Genomic DNA, 20,391 nt, shown 5'->3' with positions numbered 1-20,391 from the left:
CACCATGAAATTCCAAAAAATTTTTCTATTATTAAGTTTCTTAATTTTCACAAATCTTTATTCACAAAAACAATTTGTGTTTTTTGGTTCTTACAATTGGGACAAAGGTTCGGAAGCGGTTTATGTTTACGAACTCGATCACGAGACCGGAAAACTGACTAAAGTTGCTTCATCTTCTGACGTTATCAATCCAGGTTATATCACAGTTTCGCCTGACGGGAAATACGTTTACGCATCTTCTGATGCCAAAACTCCGAATTATGGAACAGTAAGTTCTTTTGCATTTGATGCCGATAAGAAAACATTAACTTTTCTCAATCAACAAAAAACGGGCGGCGAAAATCCTGTTTATGTGAATGTTGATAAAAGCGGAAAATGGCTTATTAATGCAACATACAATCAAGCTACTATTTCTGTTTTTCCTCTTCTTGAAAATGGTAAAATAGATTCGATAGCGCAACATTTCAAATTCACGGAAGGAAGTGGTGTTGATGCGAAAAGGCAGGAGAAAGCACACACGCATTCTGTCGTTTTTTCGCCCGATTTTAAAACTGTACTTTTTGCAGATTTGGGAGCGGATAAAATTTTGCAATATCCATTTGATGCCAATCAGAAGCAACCTTTAATTGATAGCCAAAATACTTTCATCAATACAAAACCTGGGAGCGGACCAAGACACATCACTTTTAGCAAAGATGGAAAACGAGCATATTCTATTGAGGAATTGGCTGGGATGATTTCAGTTTATGATTTTTCTGATAACAAACTGAAAGAAATCCAAAGAATTGCAACACATCCTGATAAAATCAAGGAAGGTTTTGAAAGTTCCGATGTTCATATTTCGCCAGACGGAAAGTTCTTGTATGCAACGAACAGAGGAAAAGAGAATAATATTGCAATTTTCAAAGTCTTAAATGATGGAAAATTGGAATCTGTCGGTTATCAAAAAACTGGTGGAAAACATCCAAGAACTTTTGCGATTGATGAAACTGGAAAGTTCATTATTGTGACCAATGTTATTTCGCAAGATGTAACTGTTTTCAAAAGAAATTTAGAAACCGGAATGTTGAAGAAAGTTGGAAAACCTGTCCACATCAAAAATGTGACTTGTGTGAAAACGAAGATGTATTGATATTTTCTAACCACAAAAGTCACAAAGTTTTATTTTCTCAAACTATTCAAAAAAAATCTTAATAGATAAACTTTTTGTTTTTTTTAGAAATCCATTTTACGCTTTCTTTTGTGACTTTTGTGGTTTATAATTTCTACTATAATTACGCTATCTTTGCAAAATGGACGTTAGAGCAAAAAAACATCTTGGTCAACATTTTCTTACAGACCAGAATATCGCACGCAACATTGTAGATTCATTATCTTTTGAAGGCTACAAAAAAGTTTTGGAAGTTGGTCCGGGAATGGGCGTACTTACAAAATTCCTTCTCGAAAAAGAGTCAGAAATCTATGTTGCAGAAATCGACCAAGAATCTATTGTCTATCTCAAAAAACATTACCCTAAACTTGAAGAACAACATTTTGTAGGCGACTTTCTGAAAATCAACATTCCGGAAGTTTTTGATGAAGAATTGGCTGTGATTGGGAATTTTCCTTATAATATTTCGTCTCAGATTTTGTTTAAAATTATAGATAATTTCCAGTTTGTTCCAGAAATGAGCGGAATGTTCCAGAAAGAAGTGGCGGAAAGAACCGCCGCAAAACCGAGAACAAAAGATTACGGAATTCTATCAGTTTTGGTTCAGGCTTATTACGATGTGGAATATCTTTTTACGGTTCACGAAAATGTCTTCAATCCACCTCCAAAAGTAAAATCCGGCGTCATCCGAATGACCCGAAATTTGAAAGAAGGATTAGCTGGAAATGAGGTTCTATTCAAACAAATCGTAAAAGCTGGTTTTGGGCAAAGACGTAAAAAGATGAGCAACGCTCTGAAAGTTCTTGGTATCCCTGAAAATATAAAGTCTCATCCTTTCCTTGATATCCGAGCAGAAGAATTGTCTGTTGCTGATTTTATTGCGTTTGCGAATGAGTGGAAAGTGAGTTTGGGAGCTTGAGTGTCTGAGTGTTTGAGTGTTTGAGTGTTTATCAAAAACTAAATTATAACATAATATTTGTCATTCCGTAGGAATCTAAACGTCGCTGTCGAGATTCCTACGGAATGACAAATATTATGCTGATTATTTTAATACATAATGCTCTAATTATCGACAAATGTTCTAAAAAAGACAAATCTAATAGCCCCGATTGTAGTGGAAATCCTTTTTCTTTTCTTTCACATAAGGAAAAGAAAAAGATTGTAACGGAAAGCGGGAAATAGCTCCTAAAAATTTGTTTTAAAATCCTTATTTTTGTTCTATGGAAAAAGTGGTTTTGGTCAATCCTCAGGATGAAGTTTTGGGACAAATGGAAAAAATGCAGGCGCACGAAAATGGACTTTTGCATCGTGCTTTTTCGGTTTTTCTGTTCAACGAAAAGGGAGAAATGCTTTTGCAGAAGCGCGCCGAAGAGAAATACCATTCACCCAACCAATGGACCAATGCCTGCTGTTCTCATCCAAGGCTAAACGAATCTTACCTGGATGCAGCGACAAGACGGATTAAGGAAGAATTAGGAATCGATTGTGAGTTGACGGAAAAATTCCATTTTATTTACAAAGCAGATGTTGGGGAAGGACTTTGGGAACACGAGTTGGATTATGTTTTCACAGGCAACTTTGATGGAGAATTTGATTTGAATCCTGAAGAAGTTTCGGAAATCCGGTATGTTTCTATTCCTGATTTACAAACTGAAATTTCTGAAAATCCGGACAATTTTACAGAATGGTTTAAAATCATTTGGGCTGAATATCGGAATCAGCTAAATTGAAATTCCAACCACAAAAGTCACAAAGAATTTGGAACTTCATTTCTTTTCTGAATTTTTGAAAGGCGCATGCATTTTAAAGCTTTTGTTACTTTTGTGGTTATAAAAATAAAAGCTTACAAAAGTTCAATCCCGAAAATAATCCTTAACTTTATTATCAAATCTCTATTTATGAAAGCTTTGGTAATTGGTGCCACCGGTGCTACAGGAAATGACCTCGTAAATCAACTTTGTGAAGATGCTGACTTCGAACAAATCGATATTTTTGTGAGACGACGTTCTGATTTTCACAATGAAAAAGTCATAGCGCATATTGTGGATTTTGACCATCCAGAAGAATGGAAACACCTTGTGAAAGGCGATGTTGCTTTTTCTTGTCTTGGAACAACTCTGAAATCTGCGGGAAGTAAAGAAAATCAAAAAGTTATTGATTATGACTATCAATTCAATTTTGCTAAAGCGGCGAAAGATAACGGTGTAGAGGATTATATTCTGGTTTCTGCCTACGGCGCCAATCCTGATTCTAAAATCTTCTATTCCAGAATAAAAGGTGAGTTGGAGGAAGCTGTGAAAAATCTGAAATTCGATAAGACAACTATCTTCAAACCAGGAATGCTGGAACGGAAAAACTCTGATAGGAGTGCGGAAATCACAGGTTTGAAAGCAATTAAATTCCTTAATAAATTAGGACTATTCAAAAGTCAACAGCCTTTACCAACTTCTGTATTAGCGAAAGCGATGATTGTTGCTTCTAAAATTAAATCCAATAGTTTTTCGGAAATAAAACTTCATAATATTTTCAGTTTTGCCGAGAAGAAAACACAATAAAAAATCCAATCTGCTTTGATTGGATTTTTGTTTATTAATTATTTCTGTCTTTCAGATATTTCTGCCATTCCCAAGTGGTTTTGAGCGCTTCTTCCAAAGTGGTTTCTGATTTCCAGTTGAGCTCTTTCTCAGCTTTGTCGGCATTAGCATAAGCAATTGTAATGTCACCTTCTCTTCTTGGGCAAATCTGGTAAGGAACCGCTACATCGTTCGCTAATTCAAATGCTTTTACCACTTCTAAAACCGAGGATCCTTTTCCTGTTCCCAAATTATAAATATCCAAAACTGTTTCTTCCTCAGAATGCATCAGTTTTTGTAAAGCTGCAACGTGAGCTTTCGCCAAATCTACAACATAAATATAGTCACGAATAGCTGTTCCGTCTTCTGTAGGATAATCATCACCCCAAATGCTCAATTTTTCTCTGATTCCAGCGGCAGTCTGCGTAACATAAGGAACCAAATTATTTGGAATTCCTGCAGGCAGTTCTCCTAGCAAAGCTGTTGGATGCGCACCAATTGGATTGAAATATCTTAATAGAGTAACCCTTTTGTTATAGGCTCGAGAAAAATCTTTCAGGATATCTTCGCCCATTTGTTTGGTTTTTCCGTAAGAAGATTCGGCTTCTTTCAAAGGCGTATTCTCGTCAATCGGCATTTTGTCGGCTTGACCGTAAACCGTACAGGATGAACTGAAAATAAAGTTGGAAATATTTCTTTCTTTAAATTCCTGAAGGACATTAATCAATGAAAACAAATTGTTCTCATAATATTTTAAAGGCTCGGTCATACTCTCTCCTACTGCTTTTGAAGCCGCAAAATTGATACAACCTTCGATATCGTGCGCTTCGAAAACTTGCTGTAATAATTCTTTTCTTCTCAAATCGAAAGGATAGAAAATTGGTCTTTTCCCTGTGATTTCCTCGATATTATCAAGTATGAATTTTTCAGAATTTGATAAATCATCTACAATGATGACATCAAAATTGTGATTAATAAGTTCAACAACCGTGTGAGAACCGATGTAACCTAAACCGCCTGTTACAAGTATGGACATTTAATTAATTATAAGTTATGAATTATTAGTTTTTTGCAAAAAATTCCAAAACAGAATCTGTAATATATTTCAACTGCTCTTCGTCCAATTCTGTATGCATTGGTAAAGAAATTACTTGGTCAAGTAATTTATCCGTATTGATGAAGTCTGCTGGGTTACTGTCTTGGAAATAAGCTTTCTGTTTTCTAAGCGCCACTGGATAATAAATCATCGCAGGAATTTCTTTCTCTGTTAAGAATTGTTGTAATTCATTACGTTTTCCGTTGGTGATTCTCAAAGTATATTGATGAAAAACATGTGTTGAATTTTCCGATCTTTTGGGTGTCAAAATATTTTCGTGTCCGGCAAACGCTTCGTCATAATAATCTGCCGCTTTCCTTCTCGCTTCATTATAAGAATCAAGGTTTGGTAGTTTCTTTCTCAAAATTGCAGCCTGAACGCTATCCAATCTGGAATTAACGCCAACCTCATCGTGGTAATAACGCTCGTACATCCCGTGGTTGACAATACCTCTCAATCTATGCGCTAATTCGTCATCATTGGTAAAAATGGCACCGCCGTCTCCGTAGCAACCCAAATTTTTGGAAGGGAAAAATGATGTAGTTCCAATTGTTCCCATTGTTCCGGATTTTTTCTGCGTTCCGTCCGAGAAAATAAAATCAGCACCAATCGCCTGAGCATTATCTTCGATTACATAGAGATTATGTTCCTTGGCAATTTTCAGGATTTCTTCCATATTACCACACTGACCGAACAGGTGAACAGGAATAATCGCTTTTGTTTTTGGCGTTATTGCTTTTCTTACAGCTTCTGTATCGATGGTAAAAGTATCATAATCTACGTCAACCAAAACTGATTTTAATTTCAATAGATGAATTACCTCTACCGTTGCTGCAAATGTAAAATCTGCTGTAATCACTTCATCACCTTCTTCCAGATCCAATGCCATTAATGCAATTTGCAAAGCATCGGTCCCATTAGCACAAGGTATAACGTGCTTTACGTCCAGATAATTTTCAAGATCCGATTGGAAAGATTTGACTTCGGGGCCGTTTATAAAAGCTGCAGAATCCAATACATTAAGAACCGCATTATCAACCTCACTTTTAATTTTATAATACTGGCTTTGTAAATCAACCATTTGGATTTTTTTCATATGCTGATATTTAAATTGAATGCTCAAAAATCGTCATTAGATATTTTATAAACGATTTAAAAAGCAAGAACATTATTTTGTAAATTTACATTTATTTATCAGTTTAAAAAATCTAATTCCCCGAAACGTGAGAAAAATCTTTACAATTTTGTCAGTTGGCTTTTCGTTGACAATAAGCGCTCAAACTGAATTGGTCTTTGTTTTCTTCAAGGACAAACCCAACAAAGCAGCTTTTTATGCCAACCCTTTGTCAGAATTAACCCAGAAATCTCTTGACAGAAGAACTAATCTTGGAATTGCACTGAGTGATCAAGATGCGCCGATAGAGCCTTCTTATATTCAAAACGTAAAAAATCTTGGATTTACGGTAACCGATTATTCCAAATGGCTGAATGGTGTCGCTGTGAATGCTACTTCTGCTCAAATCCAAACTTTATCTCAACAGTCTTATGTGGATCACGTCGAAAGTTTTGTCAAAAATCCGAATGGAGGAATACGCAAAGAAAAGCTGGAAAAATTCAAACAGTTTAATCAGGAAATTGCGGAAAAAAGTATTGAAACTGTTTTTAATTATGGAGGTGGGTTAGCGCAAATTAATCAAATTAATGCTCGCGCACTTCACGTTGCAGGATTTACCGGAGCAGGAATGACTATTGCGGTGATTGATACGGGTTTTCCTTCGGTAGATATAGGTAATGCGTTCAAAAGACTGCGAGATAACGGACAAATCAAAGGTGGTTATAATTTCATCAATAAGAGTACAGATATTTATAATACATCATTAAACACTCATGGAACCATTTGTATGGGAGCTATTGGAGGTTATCTGAATAATCAATTTGTTGGAACAGCACCGGATGCAGACTTCTATCTCTATGCTTCGGAAGACGGTGCTAATGAAATGCCAGAGGAAGAACTCTATTGGATAGAAGCTGCGGAAGAGGCTGACAGACAAGGTGTAGATGTAATTTCTACTTCGTTGGGCTACACAGAATTTGATGACAGTAGATATGATTACACTTATGCAGATATGAACGGAACAACATCTTTCATCGCAAGAGGTGCGCAAATTGCTGCTGAAAAAGGAATTTTTGTAACTTTTGCTGCTGGAAATGAGGGTGCAAATGCTTGGCATTATATTTCGACACCAGCAGATAATGCTAAAGTTTTTACAATTGGAGCGGTGAATAATCAGGGACAAGTTTCGTCATTTTCTTCATTTGGACCAAATTCTGTGGGAGTAATAAAACCAGATGGTGCGGCTAGAGGATCAGAAACTTACACAGTATATGGAAGCCAAGTAACCCAAGCCAGCGGAACTTCTCTTGCAAATCCTGTAGCTGCCGGTGCGGTTGCTTGTCTTTTACAATCTTTACCTAATAATATTTCCAGAGAGGAAATCAAAACAAGACTAAGACAAAACGCTTCTCTTTATCCAAATCCATCAGCTCAAATGGGATACGGAATTCTGAATTTCTATAAAACCTATCAGACTTTAGGCTTAAAAGATATTACTAAAACTAATATTAAATTTTATCCGAATCCTGCTAAAGATTTCATTAATATTACTTCTGATAAAACCCTAAAATCTGTCGAAATCTACGATATTTTAGGAAGATTAATTAAAACTGATGTTTCTAATAAAGTAAACATTACCCAATTATCAAAAGGAAATTATCTTCTAAAAATCAAAACCGATTCTGGAGAGATTGTTGAAAAACTGATAAAGGAATAATTAGAAAAGAGAAAGTCTGTTTGAAATTAAAACAGACTTTTTTGATACCATTGCATAACAAATTAAGTTATAAATTTTCATACGTTTTATCAACCAATAGGCTCAAAGCATCTTTTATCTTAGACCTTCCCGCTTCTGTTTTCAAATCCAGACCACAAAATATACTACCGTTGATCTCTGAATACATATTAAGGTAATAGGCGCCGGAAATCAGGATTGCTATTACTGCTCGAAACTCTTCACTTTTATCATTGAAATGCGGATCTGTAATGCTCTTGAATAAAATTTCACCATTTTTTTCCTGCCCTTCTGTCAATTTTCTGAGTGATGTCCGTTCTTCGGAAAGTCTCCAAAGCAGAATTTTTTGAAGTTCCTTATTCGCTGCTACAAAATCGAATTGTTGAGACAACATTTGTTTTACGAACGCCTGTCCGCCATCGGTAATTTCTTCTGCCGAATCTTCTTCTTTCACATTACTCCAAAAATCCTGTGTCTTGATATATTCATCCAGAAGCTGTTCTGTTCCACCGAAATAATTATAGATCAACTTTTTATCAAGCCCGGCAGTCGCAGCAATTTCATTCACTTTAAGATATTTATAACCCTTTGTTTTTAAAATTGTTCCAACAGCATCCATAAACTGTTGTTTGCTTTTTTCTTTATTTTTCACACGGGTTTTTGTGGTCTCTTCCATCATCACTTTTTGATCTTCGCAAAATTAACAATTTTTATTATCACCATTTGGTGACTTTGATTATATTTGTACGATTTTTAGCTTTGCTTGATTTCAAAATTCTTTAAAAACGATTTTAACTAATAACCATGAAAACTTATTTTTCTCCTGTCTTCATTTTACATTTGACTTTTTCCTGATAAGCTTTCTATTGTAAAATAAATATGAAGCAGATTAAAAATAGTTTAATACAGAATTGATTATCGAATGGAATTTAGTTTTATAAACTAAAATCCTACATCTACATAAGCGGCAAAAACACAAAATCCAATCTCAATTAAAGAATTGTCTCACATTTAAAATCATTTTAAAATATTACTTTATCTTTTAACGATTAATAAAACGTTGGGGTAATTTTATGTTGTTAAAAAAGCAGTAATGATGATTACTGCTTTTTATATTGAATAAATTCAGAAAATATAATTGTTTCAAATAGCTTGACGTTTTGGAATATCCTGATGATAATTGTTGTAAATAATATAAAGATCACGGAAGTAAATATCATTCTCAAAATCTTCTATGAAATCTATAGTCTTCACTTGTCCTTTTCCTGGAATAGTGTAGTAGAAAAAATCCTTATTTTTCGCTGTAACATGCTGACAAGTACAGTAACAAAGATCATTTTGAAAGTGATCTTTAAGATCAACAACCTTAACTGTTATGTCAGAATAATTAACAGATTTCTCAAAAGTTTCAGAGTTAAACGTAAACCAAGGTTCACCGTGATAAAAATAATGATCTACAACTTCCGGATGATGGATATCTTTTGGATTAACTACAGTAGAAGAACGATATCCTTTGCATTGATTACATTGCGCTAGCTTTAATTTTATTGACATAGTTTATAATTTGGTTATCGGGTTATAAACATAATTTATGCCATCGGAAGCTTTAATTGTTATTAAAAAGTAAATAATATTGATAATTACTAAATTACCAATTAAATATGATCATAGATTTCTTCATTAAGGCTTAAGCCACGTTTTTTTCTTCAATTGATCTTGCTCAAATTTCTTCTTCAAACCTCTTACATTAACTACTACAAATGCAGTAATACAAAGATACATCGAGAAATAAATCAGCAACATTTTCAGGCCTGAAACGCCCATAAACATCAATAAAATTTGGGAAACAAAACCCATCAACCAACCAACCATCATAATAACTACTATAGAAAAGCCAAATAATCCCAATTCTTGAGCAGGTTTGTAAATCCCTATCTTTTTAAAAATCCCGAGCGGAATAAGCAACAACAGCAGCGCAAATGGATGAAAAGCAGCGAAAGCTACCAAAATACCTGGCTCAGCTTCGATATTCTGTAGAATATCTATGATGTTAAAAGGCAACTCCATCGTATTTTTTTTCTTGTTCAGAGATTTGAAGTAACTGTTTTTTGCCGTACATCATTGGTTTGGCAAGCAGTAGATTAGGGAATTCTGCGATACCAATATTGTACATCGTAACGCTTTCGTTATAAAATTCTCTTCTGTCTGCGATTGCATCTTCGATTTGAGAAACACGACCTTGAAGCAATTGAAAATTCTGACTGGTTTTGATATCAGGATAATTTTCCGCTACTGCAAAAACTGATTTCAACTGATTCTGCATTTGGTTCGACAATTCCACTTTTTCCTCGGTCGAATTAGCATTTAGAAATTGAGTCCGAAGCTCCGTTAGTTTCGTCAACATTGATTCTTCGAATTTCATAGATTCTTTGACCACTTTGATTAGATTTGGAATTTCGTCTGCTCGTTGTTTCAACAGGACATCGATATTTCCAAAAGATTTATCGACATTATTCTTTAACATTACTAATCTGTTGTAAGTGGAAACAATCACATTCAGTAATCCCAAGACGACCAATCCGATAATGACGTAAGCGAAAATTTGTATCATAGTTTTTATTTTTATTCAGTTTGTTTTGATTGTGTTGACTCTGTCGCAGGAACCGGTTCAGCACCTGAAGCTGGTTGAGAATATATTTCTTCTTCAGGTTTAGATTCGTAACTGTCGTAGATATTATCATAAAAATCATCCAGTGATTTCACCGGTTTGGAATTCTGGAAAGGCAAATCCAGATTTATTTTCCCGATCTCCAATTGATTATTTCTCAGTTTCACAGGCGTTAAAAAAATCAATGCAATCAGAATCACCCAAAAGTAAATGAAATAGCCCGCCGACTGTAAAATAGGACGCAACGTATTATGATTATCAACACTTTCCACAGTTGCAATCCCGAACACATTTTTGATTTCCTCTTTCTCAAAGACAGGTTTATTATTTTCTTTCACACTTGCTTTACCAATCAAGAGAACTTCCATATTCTCTTTAAGGAGATATTGCGTATAGCGCTTGTTTGAGGATTGGTATCGTTCATCGATTTCAAAATCAATAAATTCAATGCCTTCAGTTATAACTTTAATTTGTCCGGATTTGTCTTGTACATAAAACGGTTTACAAATCGTTTCCGAAGATTCTAAAGAATAGGAATCCTTTCCATCTTTATCCGTCGAAACAGTCTCTATTGTATAAAGAAAACCAATACATTCTTTTTTACCAATACGCGAAATCATCGGCTCAATCATCTTCACGGTTCCGGAAATCTCTGCCAAACCCATCGCAACAGAACGAATATTGGAAGTGGGTAATGTGCGCTGAATTCTGTAAAATCTTTTCTTATTACTGGGCTTAAAAATCGAAGTTAAAAACGGAAGAATAATAAAAACAATCAGGATGAAATAAGGGACGCCCAACGTAAGAACAAAACCAAAAAACAACAATCCTGATACAGAATAAAGAATTTTTTTCCAAAGCGGAATTTTAGCTAATCCTGCTCTTTCTCTCCGCTCGCTTTCCTCTTTGGAACTTTGATAAGAGCTCCTGATCATCGCATAGATCATCCCGACAATCCCCAAAACAAAAACCGAAAGAAACAAACCGATTGCTACTAATGCAGCTAACTTGTTATCATACAGCGAGCAAAGCCCAACTGATAATGGATTTAGTACAAAAAACAGCCATTTTGGTTTGAGATTGATTTCGTATAATCCAATTAAAATAAAAGTATGGAAAATAGCAACAAAGAAACTCATCAGCATCAGCATCAGCATTACTATGAGACCTTTATCAACTTCTAGAGTGTTATAAAATGCAAGGAAGTCGTCCATCAAAGGTTACTAGTTTTTTATTATTTTGACTTTTTTGGCATCAACAAAAGTGCCAACCGTATTGATTTTACACGGATAAAGATATTTAATTTTAACCGATAATTGGAGTTATTGTAAATTTGTTTTAATACTATGGACAAAACAAGCATCAACAATTATTTCCATTCCTTATTTCCGATAGAAAAGGACGTTGTGGAAGAGATTACAAAGACCTTTACCCAATTTTCTATGGAGAAAAATACGATTCTCCTGGATAACGGAATTATCAGCACCAAAACTTATTTTCTGGAAAAAGGCTATGTCCGTTCTTACATTATCAATGAAGACAATGAGGAAGTTACAACCAATATCTTTTTTGCGCCTTGCTTCGTGAATGATTTTTTATCATTCTTCAAACAACAACCAACAAAAGAAATCTACGAAACAATTACTGATTGTTGGTTTTGGGAAACCGGACTGGAAAATGTTCAGCAAAATTTTCATAACATTTCTGATTTCCGGGAATTCAGCAGGCTTTTGTTTGTCATTAATTATTATCGACTGAATGACCGAGTTATTGAACTGACGAGCCAAAAAGCAGAAACCCGATATCTGAAATTGCTAAAAGAACATCCACACGTTTTCCAGCACGTTTCACTGAAAGTCATTGCTTCTTATCTCGGAATTACCAACAGTTCGCTCAGCAGAATCCGGAAAGAAATTACTAAAATCTGATTTTTTGTCATTTGACAATCGGACTTACGTTGCAAGTATTTTACTTTTGACAAAAAATTAATGAGAATGAAAAATATAGTAGTTGTAGGACTTGGCGGTGTTGGCGGTTATTTCGGGTTTAAGATCAATCAATTTAATGAAACGGCAAATCAGTTTACGATTTCTTTCATCGCGAGAAATCAAACTTATGATATTGTAAAAAATAATGGATTGACATTACTTTCTCCGGAACATCCAAACAGTGTTACAAAACCGAATCACGTCTTACAGAATATTTCTGAAATCAATGATCCTGAGCTGATTTTGATTTGTGTGAAAGAATATGATTTGGAAAATGTCTGCAATCAATTGAAGCAAGTTATTACAAATAAAACCATTCTGCTTCCATTGATGAACGGTGCAGATATCTATGACAGAGTCAGAAAAATTATTCCTGATAATACGATTTTACCGGCTTGTGTTTACGTCGCTTCTCACATCAAAGAAAAAGGAATTGTAGAACATAAAGGTAAAGCCGGAAAACTGATTTTTGGAAAAGATCCAGCCCATCTTTCAACAGAGATTAATTGGATTATTGAACTGATGAAAAATAGTCAAATTGATTTCGATTTTAAAGATAATTCTTTTGCTGATATCTGGACCAAATTCTTTTTTGTATCAAGTTTTGGATTGGTTACAGCCAAATATAATTCTTCAATCGGGACAGTCTGCACAGATGAAATTCAAAAACAGGAAACAACGAAAATAATGAAAGAAGTGAAACTGATTGCTGACAAAAAAGGAATTAATTTACCAGATGATATTATTGAAAAAACCTTTGAAAAAGCAATGACTTTTCCTCCAACCACTCCAACATCTTTACAACTTGACATCAATGTAAAAAAAGAAAATAGCGAATTGGAATTGTTTGCAGGAGCGATTATTAATTACGGAAAAGAACTGAATATTAGAACACCTTTTACGGAGAAGATTTATAATGAGTTAAAGGAAATAATTCAAAGCAAATAATTATTTTCATTATGATTTATAGAAGCAGCAATATTTACGATTGTTGCTTTTTTATTTGAAAATTCACAAATATTATTTATTATTTTTGAGATAAATAAATCTCGAATGTCCAAAATCAAGCTATTCCTTTTTTGCAGTTTTCTTTCTTTAGCCTTCAAATCTCAAGAAATGAAAGATTGGATTACAAATCCCGTAGATTACGTTAATCCGTTGATGGGAACACAATCTTCGTACGAATTATCGAATGGCAATACTTATCCAATTATCGGGTTACCTTGGGGAATGAATTATTGGACGCCGCAAACCGGTAAAAACGGAAATGGCTGGCAATACACTTATAACTCGAATAAAATTCAGGGGTTTAAACAAACTCATCAACCATCACCCTGGATGAATGATTATGGGCAATTTTCCATTTTACCAATCGTTGGAAATCCTGAAATAGACCAGGAAAAAAGAGCAAGCTGGTTTTCTCATAAGACAGAAGTTGTAAATCCTTATTATTACAAAGTTTATCTCGCAGATTACGATGTCTGGACAGAAATTGCACCGACAGAACGTTCAGCAATGATGCGTTTTACTTTTCCGGAAACCAATCAGGCTCAGATTCTTTTGGATGCTTTTGACCGAGGTTCTTATGTGAAGATTATTCCTTCTGAAAGAAAAATCATCGGCTATTCTACAAGATATTCGAGAGGAAAAATGGAGAATTTCAAAAATTATTTTGTGATTCAGTTTGACAGAGATTTTGTTTCCCAAAATGTCTGGAGCGGAACAGAAATCCAAAAATTGAATCTTGAAATCAAAGCTGATCACGCGGGAAGTCTGGTCAAATTTCCTCAACTTAAAAAAGGAGAACAAATCACAATCCGAGTCGCATCATCGTTTATCAATCCGGAACAAGCAGAAATTAATCTGGAAGAATCCAAAGGTAAATCTTTTGACCAGGTAAAATCCGAAGCCAAAGAAATCTGGAATCAGACTTTGAATAAAATCCAAATCAAAGGTGCAAGCATTGATCAGGCAAGAACATTCTACAGTTGCCTTTACAGAAGCGTACTATTTCCTCAGAAACTTTATGAGAAAGACAGAAACGGAAACATCCAGCATTACAGTCCTTACAATGGAAAAATAATGCCCGGATATTTGTTCGGTGGAACTGGCTTTTGGGATACTTTCAGGGCGCTCTACCCTCTTCTGAATCTGGTTTATCCATCTATCAATGTTGAAATGCAAAAAGGTTTGATTTCAGCGTATCAGGAAGGCGGTTTTTTACCGGAATGGAGCAGCCCGGGATTTGCGGATATTATGATTGGTAACAATTCTGCTTCGGTTGTTTCTGATGCTTATCTCAAAGGTCTTAGAGGTTATGATGCTGAAGTTCTTTGGCAAGCTCTGAAACATGGCGCTAACAACGAAGGTCCAATGAGCGCAATCGGCAGAAAAGGTGTAGCAGATTACAATTCTATCGGTTATGTTCCGACGGATACTGGGATTAATGAAAGTGCAGCCAGAACTTTGGAATATGCTTATGATGATTATGCGATCTACGAATTCGGGAAAGCTTTGAATAAATCTGAAGAAGAGCTGAAACCTTTCAAATCAAGAGCTATGAATTACAAAAAGCTTTTCGATCCGAAATACAATCTGATGCGAGGTAAAAAGAAAAATGGTGAATTCCAGGAAAACTTTGATCCTTTCGAATGGGGAAATGCTTTCACAGAAGGTAACAGTTGGCATTACACGTGGAGCGTTTTTCAGGATATTGAAGGATTGAAGGAATTAATGGGAGGAAAGCATAAGTTTGCTAAAATGCTGGATTCTGTATTTGTGATGCCTCCGACATTTAATACCAATTATTATAAAGAAGTCATCCACGAGATGCGGGAGATGCAAATCGTAGGAATGGGACAATATGCACACGGGAATCAACCAATTCAGCACATGCTTTATTTGTATAATTATGCCGGTCAGCCTTGGAAAACACAATATTGGGTAAGACAGGCGATGGACAAATTATATAAGCCAACGCCTGACGGTTATTGTGGAGATGAAGACAATGGGCAAACTTCTGCCTGGTATGTTTTTTCGGCTTTAGGATTCTATCCGGTTACGCCAGCGAGTACACAATATGTTCTGGGCGCTCCACTTTTTAAATCGATTAAGATCGATCTGGAAAATAGTAAGACCATTCAAATTGATGCACCCAAAAATTCGGAAAGCAACATTTACATTAATCAATTAAAACTCAATGGAAAAAATTATTCTAAAAACTGGATTGATCATTTTGACCTGCTGAAAGGTGCAAAATTAAAATTCGACATGGTTTCAAAACCCAATACAGAAAGAGGAATCCGGGATTCCGACGCACCATTTTCTATGAGTACATCTGACAAATAGCATATAAATAATTTCCGCAAATTATTTTACCATCTTTTTTTTTACTAATTTTATTTGATTAAACCCTTTTTGAATGAAAACACTTTTACTTGTTAGACATTCCAAGAGTGACTGGCCGGAAGATATAGATGACTTCGATCGACCATTAACCGAACTTGGGAGAACAAACGCTCCGAAGATGGCTGAGTTTCTCAGATTCAACAATATAGACATTGACAGTTTTGTCTCAAGTCCTGCTGTGCGAGCCAAACAGACTTGTGAGTTATTTTCTCAGGTGTACGGAAAGGATTACAGTACAAAAGAAAAACTCTACAGACCCTCTGAGGAAAATTTTCTCTCAGTTATATTTGATACGGATGACAGTGTCAACAGTTTAGCCTTGTTTTCTCACAACAACGGGATTTCCAATTTTGCCAATTCACTTTCCGATGAGATTGTAAATTTACCAACTTCCGGTGTGGTAGCTTATCAAATCGACTGCGACAAATGGAGCGATTTCGAAACGGCAAAAAAGAAGTTTTTATATTTCTATTCGCCGAAGAACTTTAATCAATAAAATAATTTGGGCAGCTTAATCCGTCTTCCACTCCCGCTTTTTTCTTTTTTATCAAAAAGAAAAAGAGCTCCGTTCAAGCCGGGCTGCGTACAATTCTAAGTTCCAAAATACAATTCAATAAAAAAACGCCCAGATTTGGGCGTTTTCTAATTATATGATTAGAAATTTATATTTCCAAAGCTTTCTGATAAGCATTTTCAATTCCGTCAAGATTTTTTCCACCAGCAGTAGCAAAACCTGGATTACCGCCGCCACCGCCTTGGATTTCTTTGGCTAATTCCTTTACGATATTTCCTGCGTGGTAACTTGCTTCCAAATCTGCAGAAATACCAACTGTAATCATTGGTTTTTCGCCAGCATTAGAAATAATAATTGTAATAGAATTTGGAATTTCTTTTTTCAATTGGAAAACGATATCTTTTACAGAACCTGCATCCAGAGAAGTTTTCTTAACCAATAATTTTTTTCCGTTTTTATCTTCGAAATCGTTTTTCCAATTTTGGATTTCACCTTTCGCTTTTTCTTTTTTGAAAGATTCAATTTCAGACTTCAAAGCAGAATTTTCCTCCAGCAATTTCTCAATTGATTTTGCCAAATCTTTTGATTTCAACAATTGAGAAATCTCTGTAAACTGAGTTTCCAAATTCTTGAAATATTCTTCTGATTTTTCACCGGAAATAGCCTCAATCCTTCTGATTCCAGCCGCCGCAGAACTTTCTGAAACGATTTTAAAATGACCAATTTCACTCGTAGATTTCACGTGCGTTCCTCCACAAAGTTCTTTCGAAGTTCCAAATTGAATCATTCTGACATTGTCACCATATTTCTCACCAAACAACGCCATTGCACCTCTATCCAAAGCTTCCTGAATCGGAATATTCCTGAATTCCTGCAACGCGATATTTTCCCTGATTTTAGCATTCACTTTTGATTCCACCAAAGCTAATTCATCGTCAGTCATTTTAGAAAAATGAGAAAAATCGAATCTCAAATAATCCGGACCAACATAAGAGCCTTTTTGTTCCACGTGAGTTCCGAGAACTTCTCTCAAAGCCTCGTGTAACAAATGCGTTACAGAGTGATTTGCCTGAGAATTTTTTCTGTCAGGCACATTCACTTTGGCATAGAAAACTGCGCCAGCATCTTTTGGAAGCGCGTTGATCAAAGAAATAATCAATCCGTTTTCTTTTTTAGTTTCCAAAACTTCAAAGCTTTCGGTTGCATTTTCAAGCGTTCCTTTATCGCCGACTTGTCCTCCGCCTTCCGGATAGAATGGCGAATCACTTAAAACAACTTGATAAAATTCGCCGTCTTTATTTTCTACTTTTCTGTATCTTGTGATGTAAGTTTCCGATTCTAATTGATCATAACCTACAAAGTTTTCTGGTTTTTCTTCTAAAGTTACCCAATCGTAAACTTTCTGAGCCGAATCTGCTTTAGAACGCTGCTTTTGTTGATTTAAAGCCTGTTCAAATCCAGCTTCATCGATGGTTAATCCTTTTTCTTCCGCAATAATTCTTGTTAAATCATCAGGAAATCCGTAAGTATCATACAATTCAAAAACTTCTTCTGTCGGCAATACTTTTTTACCTTCAGAAATCGTCTGCTGAATTAATTTATCAACTCTGATTAAACCTGTTTCAATCGTTCTAAGGAAAGATTCTTCTTCACTTTTAATCACTTCGGTGACCAAAGTTCCTTGTTTTTCCAATTCCGGGAAGAATTTGCCCATTTGCTCTTGTAAAACAGCAACTAATTGATAAAGAAAAGGTTCTTTTCTATCTAAGAATCTGTAAGCGTAAGAAATTCCTCTTCTCAAAATTCTACGTATAACATAACCTGCACCACCATTGGAAGGCAGCTGTCCGTCTGCAATCGCAAACGAAACTGCACGGATGTGATCTACAACCACACGGATTGCAATATCTTTTTCGTCGGTTAAAATTCCTGTATACTTTTTACCGGAAAGTTCCTCAACCTTAGCAATCAAAGGTGTGAAAACATCGGTGTCATAATTGGATTCTTTCTGTTGAAGTGCCATACAAAGACGCTCAAAACCCATCCCTGTATCGATGTGTTTTGCCGGAAGATTTTCCAGAGATCCGTCCGCTTTTCTGTTGAATTGCATAAATACGAGATTCCAGATCTCAACAACTTGAGGATGATCGTTATTTACTAATTCTAATCCTGAAACTTTCGCTTTTTCTTCAGCAGTTCTTAAATCAACGTGGATTTCTGAACAAGGTCCGCAAGGTCCGCTTGCACCCATTTCCCAGAAATTATCTTTCTTATTTCCATTGATGATTCGGTCTTCCGAAATGAATTGCTTCCACAAATCGTAAGCTTCTGTATCTCTTTCAAGGTTTTCATTTTCGTCACCTTCAAAAATAGTAACATAAAGATTTTCTTTCGGAATTTTATAAACTTCTGTCAATAATTCCCAAGCCCAAGTAATCGCTTCTTTTTTGAAATAATCACCAAAAGACCAGTTCCCAAGCATTTCAAACATTGTATGATGATAAGTGTCACGACCAACATCGTCCAAATCGTTATGCTTTCCGGAAACTCTAAGACATTTTTGCGTATCGGCAATTCTGGATGATTTCGGTTCTTTGTAACCTAGAAAATAATCCTTAAACTGTGTCATTCCGGAGTTGGAAAACATCAGTGTTGGATCATCTTTCAGGACAATTGGCGCAGAAGGAACGATCAAATGTTCTTTGCTTTTGAAAAAATCTAAAAATTGCTGTCTTATCTCTTGTGAAGTCATTTTTTTTGTCAGTTGTTGATTGTCAGTTGATGGTTTTTATAATCAACTTTTGGTTGGCAAATTTAATGTTTTTGTAGAGATTCTTTAATACTTAACATTGAAATATTTACGAAAATCAAAAAACCGAAAACTAGATAGAAGCTCTCTTTGGAAAACTTTTGTAAATAGAACTGAAAATCGTCAAAAAAAGAAGGTTTATATTCATCATAAATAACATCATTACAAAGCAAACATTCATATTCCATTTCTATCGTATTTGGATCTCTATAATTAACTAAAGCGAAAAAATGCCCGCTTTTATCTAAATCTAATCCATACATTTCATGTTTAGAGATTGCCATATCATTGAGTAAAGAAATAAGATCATCATAAGAATTGTCATCATTTATAATGAATTCAATTCCTGTTTCTTTCACATTTCTTTGCTGTAAATTTTTAATTTCAGAAATATAAAAATCTGAATTTTGTCTTGCAGTATTTGGTTTTACAACAATCTTTTTGTAGTCCCAATTTCTTAACGGTTCAAAAGAATTTTGATAAATTCGATCTTTCTCTTCCTTTGAACTTGTCGAATGAACTTTCGCAGGCAAAACAATATCAATTACTCCGACATTAACTTCCTCAAATTTTCGATTTCCATAAAACCAAAATAGAATTGGAATCATGCAAGCGCTTATCAAGCCTGGAACATAGAAAATCTTTCTCAATTTTTAATTTTTATAATGTCTAAAAATCCCAAAATCTGTAGGTGTCCAGAATGCAGCTTTTTGACCGGCAACTTTTAGTCCATCATTCGCCCAAGTGTTGCAAGTGTAAGCAAAATTGTAACTGCCTTTTGCATCGTAAAAAGCATCATTATTGCCGTAAACGGCATCAGTTTTTATCAAAATATATTTCCCAGCTGAATCTTTATCAAACTTATCATCTATGAATTTGATTAAATCTTGATATTGTTTCTCTGTCAGCATTATTTTTTTACAATCATCCGCAACAGTCATTTTTTTGTAATAAGTGCAATGCATCGCCGATTCGCTGAGCCAAAACGCCGCTTTGAAAGCAGTAGAAAATTTGAGATCAGCCCAAGTTGGTGTGTCCAGATAAAAACCTTTATCGCCCCAACCGAATGCAATATAATCCTGATCAGAATCTTTCCCTTTCGTATTTTCGAAAGGCAGTTTCTGGCTCCAATCTATATATTTTGTTTTCACAGGAACGACCAGATCGGTATGGACACCATTGGTTAAAATATAAGCTTCTATAGTTTTAGGATCATCAGTTTTCTTAGCTTTTACAGGAATCATCGGAAGTAATAAACCTAATATGATGTATAAAAAAACGACTCCAATCAAGAAGCCGATTATTTTAAGAATTAGAAATAATGTTTTTTTCATTC

At 35.1% G+C, this 20,391-nt stretch carries 19 protein-coding genes; 9 read left to right on the top strand and 10 right to left on the bottom strand.

From position 1 onward, the window contains the following. Positions 1-4 precede the first annotated feature (4 nt). From BXY58_RS07315 to BXY58_RS07300, 4 genes are all read left to right on the top strand, one after another. Positions 5-1,132 (top strand): lactonase family protein, encoded by a 1,128-nt coding sequence (locus BXY58_RS07315; RefSeq protein ID WP_120213192.1) that lies wholly within the window; start codon positions 5-7, stop codon positions 1,130-1,132. Between the two features lie 160 nt (positions 1,133-1,292). Next, a complete protein-coding gene (gene rsmA, locus BXY58_RS07310) occupies positions 1,293-2,069 on the top strand; it encodes a 16S rRNA (adenine(1518)-N(6)/adenine(1519)-N(6))-dimethyltransferase RsmA (RefSeq protein ID WP_120213191.1) in 777 nt (258 codons plus the stop codon). Positions 2,070-2,370: 301 nt separating this feature from the next. Further along, on the top strand, positions 2,371-2,880 hold the full coding sequence (idi, locus tag BXY58_RS07305; RefSeq protein WP_120213190.1) for an isopentenyl-diphosphate Delta-isomerase: 510 nt from the start codon (positions 2,371-2,373) through the stop codon (positions 2,878-2,880). 168 nt (positions 2,881-3,048) lie between these two features. After that, positions 3,049-3,705, top strand: a complete 657-nt coding sequence (locus BXY58_RS07300; protein WP_120213270.1) for an NAD(P)H-binding protein — start codon at positions 3,049-3,051, stop codon at positions 3,703-3,705. 34 nt (positions 3,706-3,739) lie between these two features. Here BXY58_RS07300 and galE read toward each other — a convergent pair whose 3' ends face one another. Together galE and BXY58_RS07290 are read right to left on the bottom strand one after the other, a co-directional pair. Further along, entirely contained in the window at positions 3,740-4,759 is a 1,020-nt protein-coding gene (gene galE, locus BXY58_RS07295; RefSeq protein WP_120213189.1) for a UDP-glucose 4-epimerase GalE, read from the bottom strand. 25 nt (positions 4,760-4,784) lie between these two features. Continuing rightward, on the bottom strand, positions 4,785-5,915 hold the full coding sequence (locus BXY58_RS07290) for a DegT/DnrJ/EryC1/StrS family aminotransferase (protein WP_120213188.1): 1,131 nt from the start codon (positions 5,913-5,915) through the stop codon (positions 4,785-4,787). Between the two features lie 148 nt (positions 5,916-6,063). Between BXY58_RS07290 and BXY58_RS07285 the strand changes: the two genes are divergently transcribed. Then, a complete protein-coding gene (locus BXY58_RS07285; protein ID WP_244926046.1) occupies positions 6,064-7,650 on the top strand; it encodes a S8/S53 family peptidase in 1,587 nt (528 codons plus the stop codon). Between the two features lie 67 nt (positions 7,651-7,717). Here BXY58_RS07285 and BXY58_RS07280 read toward each other — a convergent pair whose 3' ends face one another. The 5 genes from BXY58_RS07280 to BXY58_RS07260 form a co-directional block, all read right to left on the bottom strand. Next, complete coding sequence (locus tag BXY58_RS07280; protein WP_308659100.1) at positions 7,718-8,344, bottom strand: TetR/AcrR family transcriptional regulator; 627 nt, start codon at positions 8,342-8,344, stop codon at positions 7,718-7,720. A gap of 467 nt (positions 8,345-8,811) precedes the next feature. Continuing rightward, entirely contained in the window at positions 8,812-9,222 is a 411-nt protein-coding gene (locus BXY58_RS07275; RefSeq protein WP_120213185.1) for a hypothetical protein, read from the bottom strand. A 126-nt stretch (positions 9,223-9,348) separates the two neighbouring features. Continuing rightward, on the bottom strand, positions 9,349-9,735 hold the full coding sequence (locus BXY58_RS07270) for a hypothetical protein (RefSeq protein ID WP_120213184.1): 387 nt from the start codon (positions 9,733-9,735) through the stop codon (positions 9,349-9,351). Beyond that, complete coding sequence (locus BXY58_RS07265) at positions 9,719-10,279, bottom strand: LemA family protein (RefSeq protein ID WP_120213182.1); 561 nt, start codon at positions 10,277-10,279, stop codon at positions 9,719-9,721. Before BXY58_RS07265 ends, BXY58_RS07270 begins: the two co-directional genes overlap by 17 nt. 11 nt (positions 10,280-10,290) lie before the next feature. Beyond that, positions 10,291-11,550 carry a hypothetical protein gene (locus BXY58_RS07260; protein ID WP_147366818.1) on the bottom strand — a complete coding sequence of 420 codons (1,260 nt, stop codon included), beginning with the start codon at positions 11,548-11,550 and terminating at the stop codon, positions 10,291-10,293. Between the two features lie 132 nt (positions 11,551-11,682). On the opposite strand from BXY58_RS07260, the gene BXY58_RS07255 reads away from it, so the two are divergent. The 4 genes from BXY58_RS07255 (at position 11,683) to BXY58_RS07240 (ending at position 16,228) form a co-directional block, all read left to right on the top strand. After that, complete coding sequence (locus tag BXY58_RS07255) at positions 11,683-12,264, top strand: Crp/Fnr family transcriptional regulator (RefSeq protein ID WP_120213178.1); 582 nt, start codon at positions 11,683-11,685, stop codon at positions 12,262-12,264. 66 nt (positions 12,265-12,330) lie between these two features. After that, the gene (locus BXY58_RS07250; protein ID WP_229728384.1) at positions 12,331-13,272 is read left to right on the top strand and encodes a ketopantoate reductase family protein; all 942 of its coding nucleotides are present in this window, start codon (positions 12,331-12,333) and stop codon (positions 13,270-13,272) included. Positions 13,273-13,377: 105 nt separating this feature from the next. Beyond that, complete coding sequence (locus tag BXY58_RS07245; protein WP_120213174.1) at positions 13,378-15,672, top strand: GH92 family glycosyl hydrolase; 2,295 nt, start codon at positions 13,378-13,380, stop codon at positions 15,670-15,672. Positions 15,673-15,745: 73 nt separating this feature from the next. Beyond that, on the top strand, positions 15,746-16,228 hold the full coding sequence (locus tag BXY58_RS07240) for a SixA phosphatase family protein (RefSeq protein WP_120213172.1): 483 nt from the start codon (positions 15,746-15,748) through the stop codon (positions 16,226-16,228). 166 nt (positions 16,229-16,394) lie between these two features. Here the strand turns inward: BXY58_RS07240 and alaS are convergent, their stop codons facing one another. The 3 genes from alaS to BXY58_RS07225 form a co-directional block, all read right to left on the bottom strand. Continuing rightward, entirely contained in the window at positions 16,395-18,998 is a 2,604-nt protein-coding gene (gene alaS, locus BXY58_RS07235; RefSeq protein ID WP_120213170.1) for an alanine--tRNA ligase, read from the bottom strand. Between the two features lie 62 nt (positions 18,999-19,060). Continuing rightward, positions 19,061-19,705 carry a hypothetical protein gene (locus BXY58_RS07230; RefSeq protein WP_120213168.1) on the bottom strand — a complete coding sequence of 215 codons (645 nt, stop codon included), beginning with the start codon at positions 19,703-19,705 and terminating at the stop codon, positions 19,061-19,063. A gap of 3 nt (positions 19,706-19,708) precedes the next feature. After that, positions 19,709-20,389, bottom strand: coding sequence for a TIGR02117 family protein (locus BXY58_RS07225; protein WP_120213167.1), 681 nt, complete (start codon positions 20,387-20,389; stop codon positions 19,709-19,711). Positions 20,390-20,391: the final 2 nt, after the last annotated feature.

This window comes from Epilithonimonas arachidiradicis, assembly GCF_003610695.1.
GTDB classification, from domain to species: Bacteria; Bacteroidota; Bacteroidia; order Flavobacteriales; family Weeksellaceae; genus Epilithonimonas; species Epilithonimonas arachidiradicis.
The sequence above is the reverse complement of the archived record's forward strand: the minus strand, read 5'-3'. Positions and strand labels throughout refer to the sequence as shown.

Bases quoted from the DNA above. Each gene is read 5' to 3' on its own strand.
- BXY58_RS07315 (WP_120213192.1), top strand. From the start codon at position 5: ATGAAATTCCAAAAAATTTTTCTATTATTAAGTTTCTTAATTTTCACA.
- rsmA (WP_120213191.1), top strand. From the start codon at position 1,293: ATGGACGTTAGAGCAAAAAAACATCTTGGTCAACATTTTCTTACAGAC.
- idi (WP_120213190.1), top strand. From the start codon at position 2,371: ATGGAAAAAGTGGTTTTGGTCAATCCTCAGGATGAAGTTTTGGGACAA.
- BXY58_RS07300 (WP_120213270.1), top strand. From the start codon at position 3,049: ATGAAAGCTTTGGTAATTGGTGCCACCGGTGCTACAGGAAATGACCTC.
- galE (WP_120213189.1), bottom strand. From the start codon at position 4,759: ATGTCCATACTTGTAACAGGCGGTTTAGGTTACATCGGTTCTCACACG.
- BXY58_RS07290 (WP_120213188.1), bottom strand. From the start codon at position 5,915: ATGAAAAAAATCCAAATGGTTGATTTACAAAGCCAGTATTATAAAATT.
- BXY58_RS07280 (WP_308659100.1), bottom strand. From the start codon at position 8,344: ATGGAAGAGACCACAAAAACCCGTGTGAAAAATAAAGAAAAAAGCAAA.
- BXY58_RS07275 (WP_120213185.1), bottom strand. From the start codon at position 9,222: ATGTCAATAAAATTAAAGCTAGCGCAATGTAATCAATGCAAAGGATAT.
- BXY58_RS07270 (WP_120213184.1), bottom strand. From the start codon at position 9,735: ATGGAGTTGCCTTTTAACATCATAGATATTCTACAGAATATCGAAGCT.
- BXY58_RS07265 (WP_120213182.1), bottom strand. From the start codon at position 10,279: ATGATACAAATTTTCGCTTACGTCATTATCGGATTGGTCGTCTTGGGA.
- BXY58_RS07260 (WP_147366818.1), bottom strand. From the start codon at position 11,550: ATGGACGACTTCCTTGCATTTTATAACACTCTAGAAGTTGATAAAGGT.
- BXY58_RS07255 (WP_120213178.1), top strand. From the start codon at position 11,683: ATGGACAAAACAAGCATCAACAATTATTTCCATTCCTTATTTCCGATA.
- BXY58_RS07250 (WP_229728384.1), top strand. From the start codon at position 12,331: ATGAAAAATATAGTAGTTGTAGGACTTGGCGGTGTTGGCGGTTATTTC.
- BXY58_RS07245 (WP_120213174.1), top strand. From the start codon at position 13,378: ATGTCCAAAATCAAGCTATTCCTTTTTTGCAGTTTTCTTTCTTTAGCC.
- BXY58_RS07240 (WP_120213172.1), top strand. From the start codon at position 15,746: ATGAAAACACTTTTACTTGTTAGACATTCCAAGAGTGACTGGCCGGAA.
- alaS (WP_120213170.1), bottom strand. From the start codon at position 18,998: ATGACTTCACAAGAGATAAGACAGCAATTTTTAGATTTTTTCAAAAGC.
- BXY58_RS07225 (WP_120213167.1), bottom strand. From the start codon at position 20,389: ATGAAAAAAACATTATTTCTAATTCTTAAAATAATCGGCTTCTTGATT.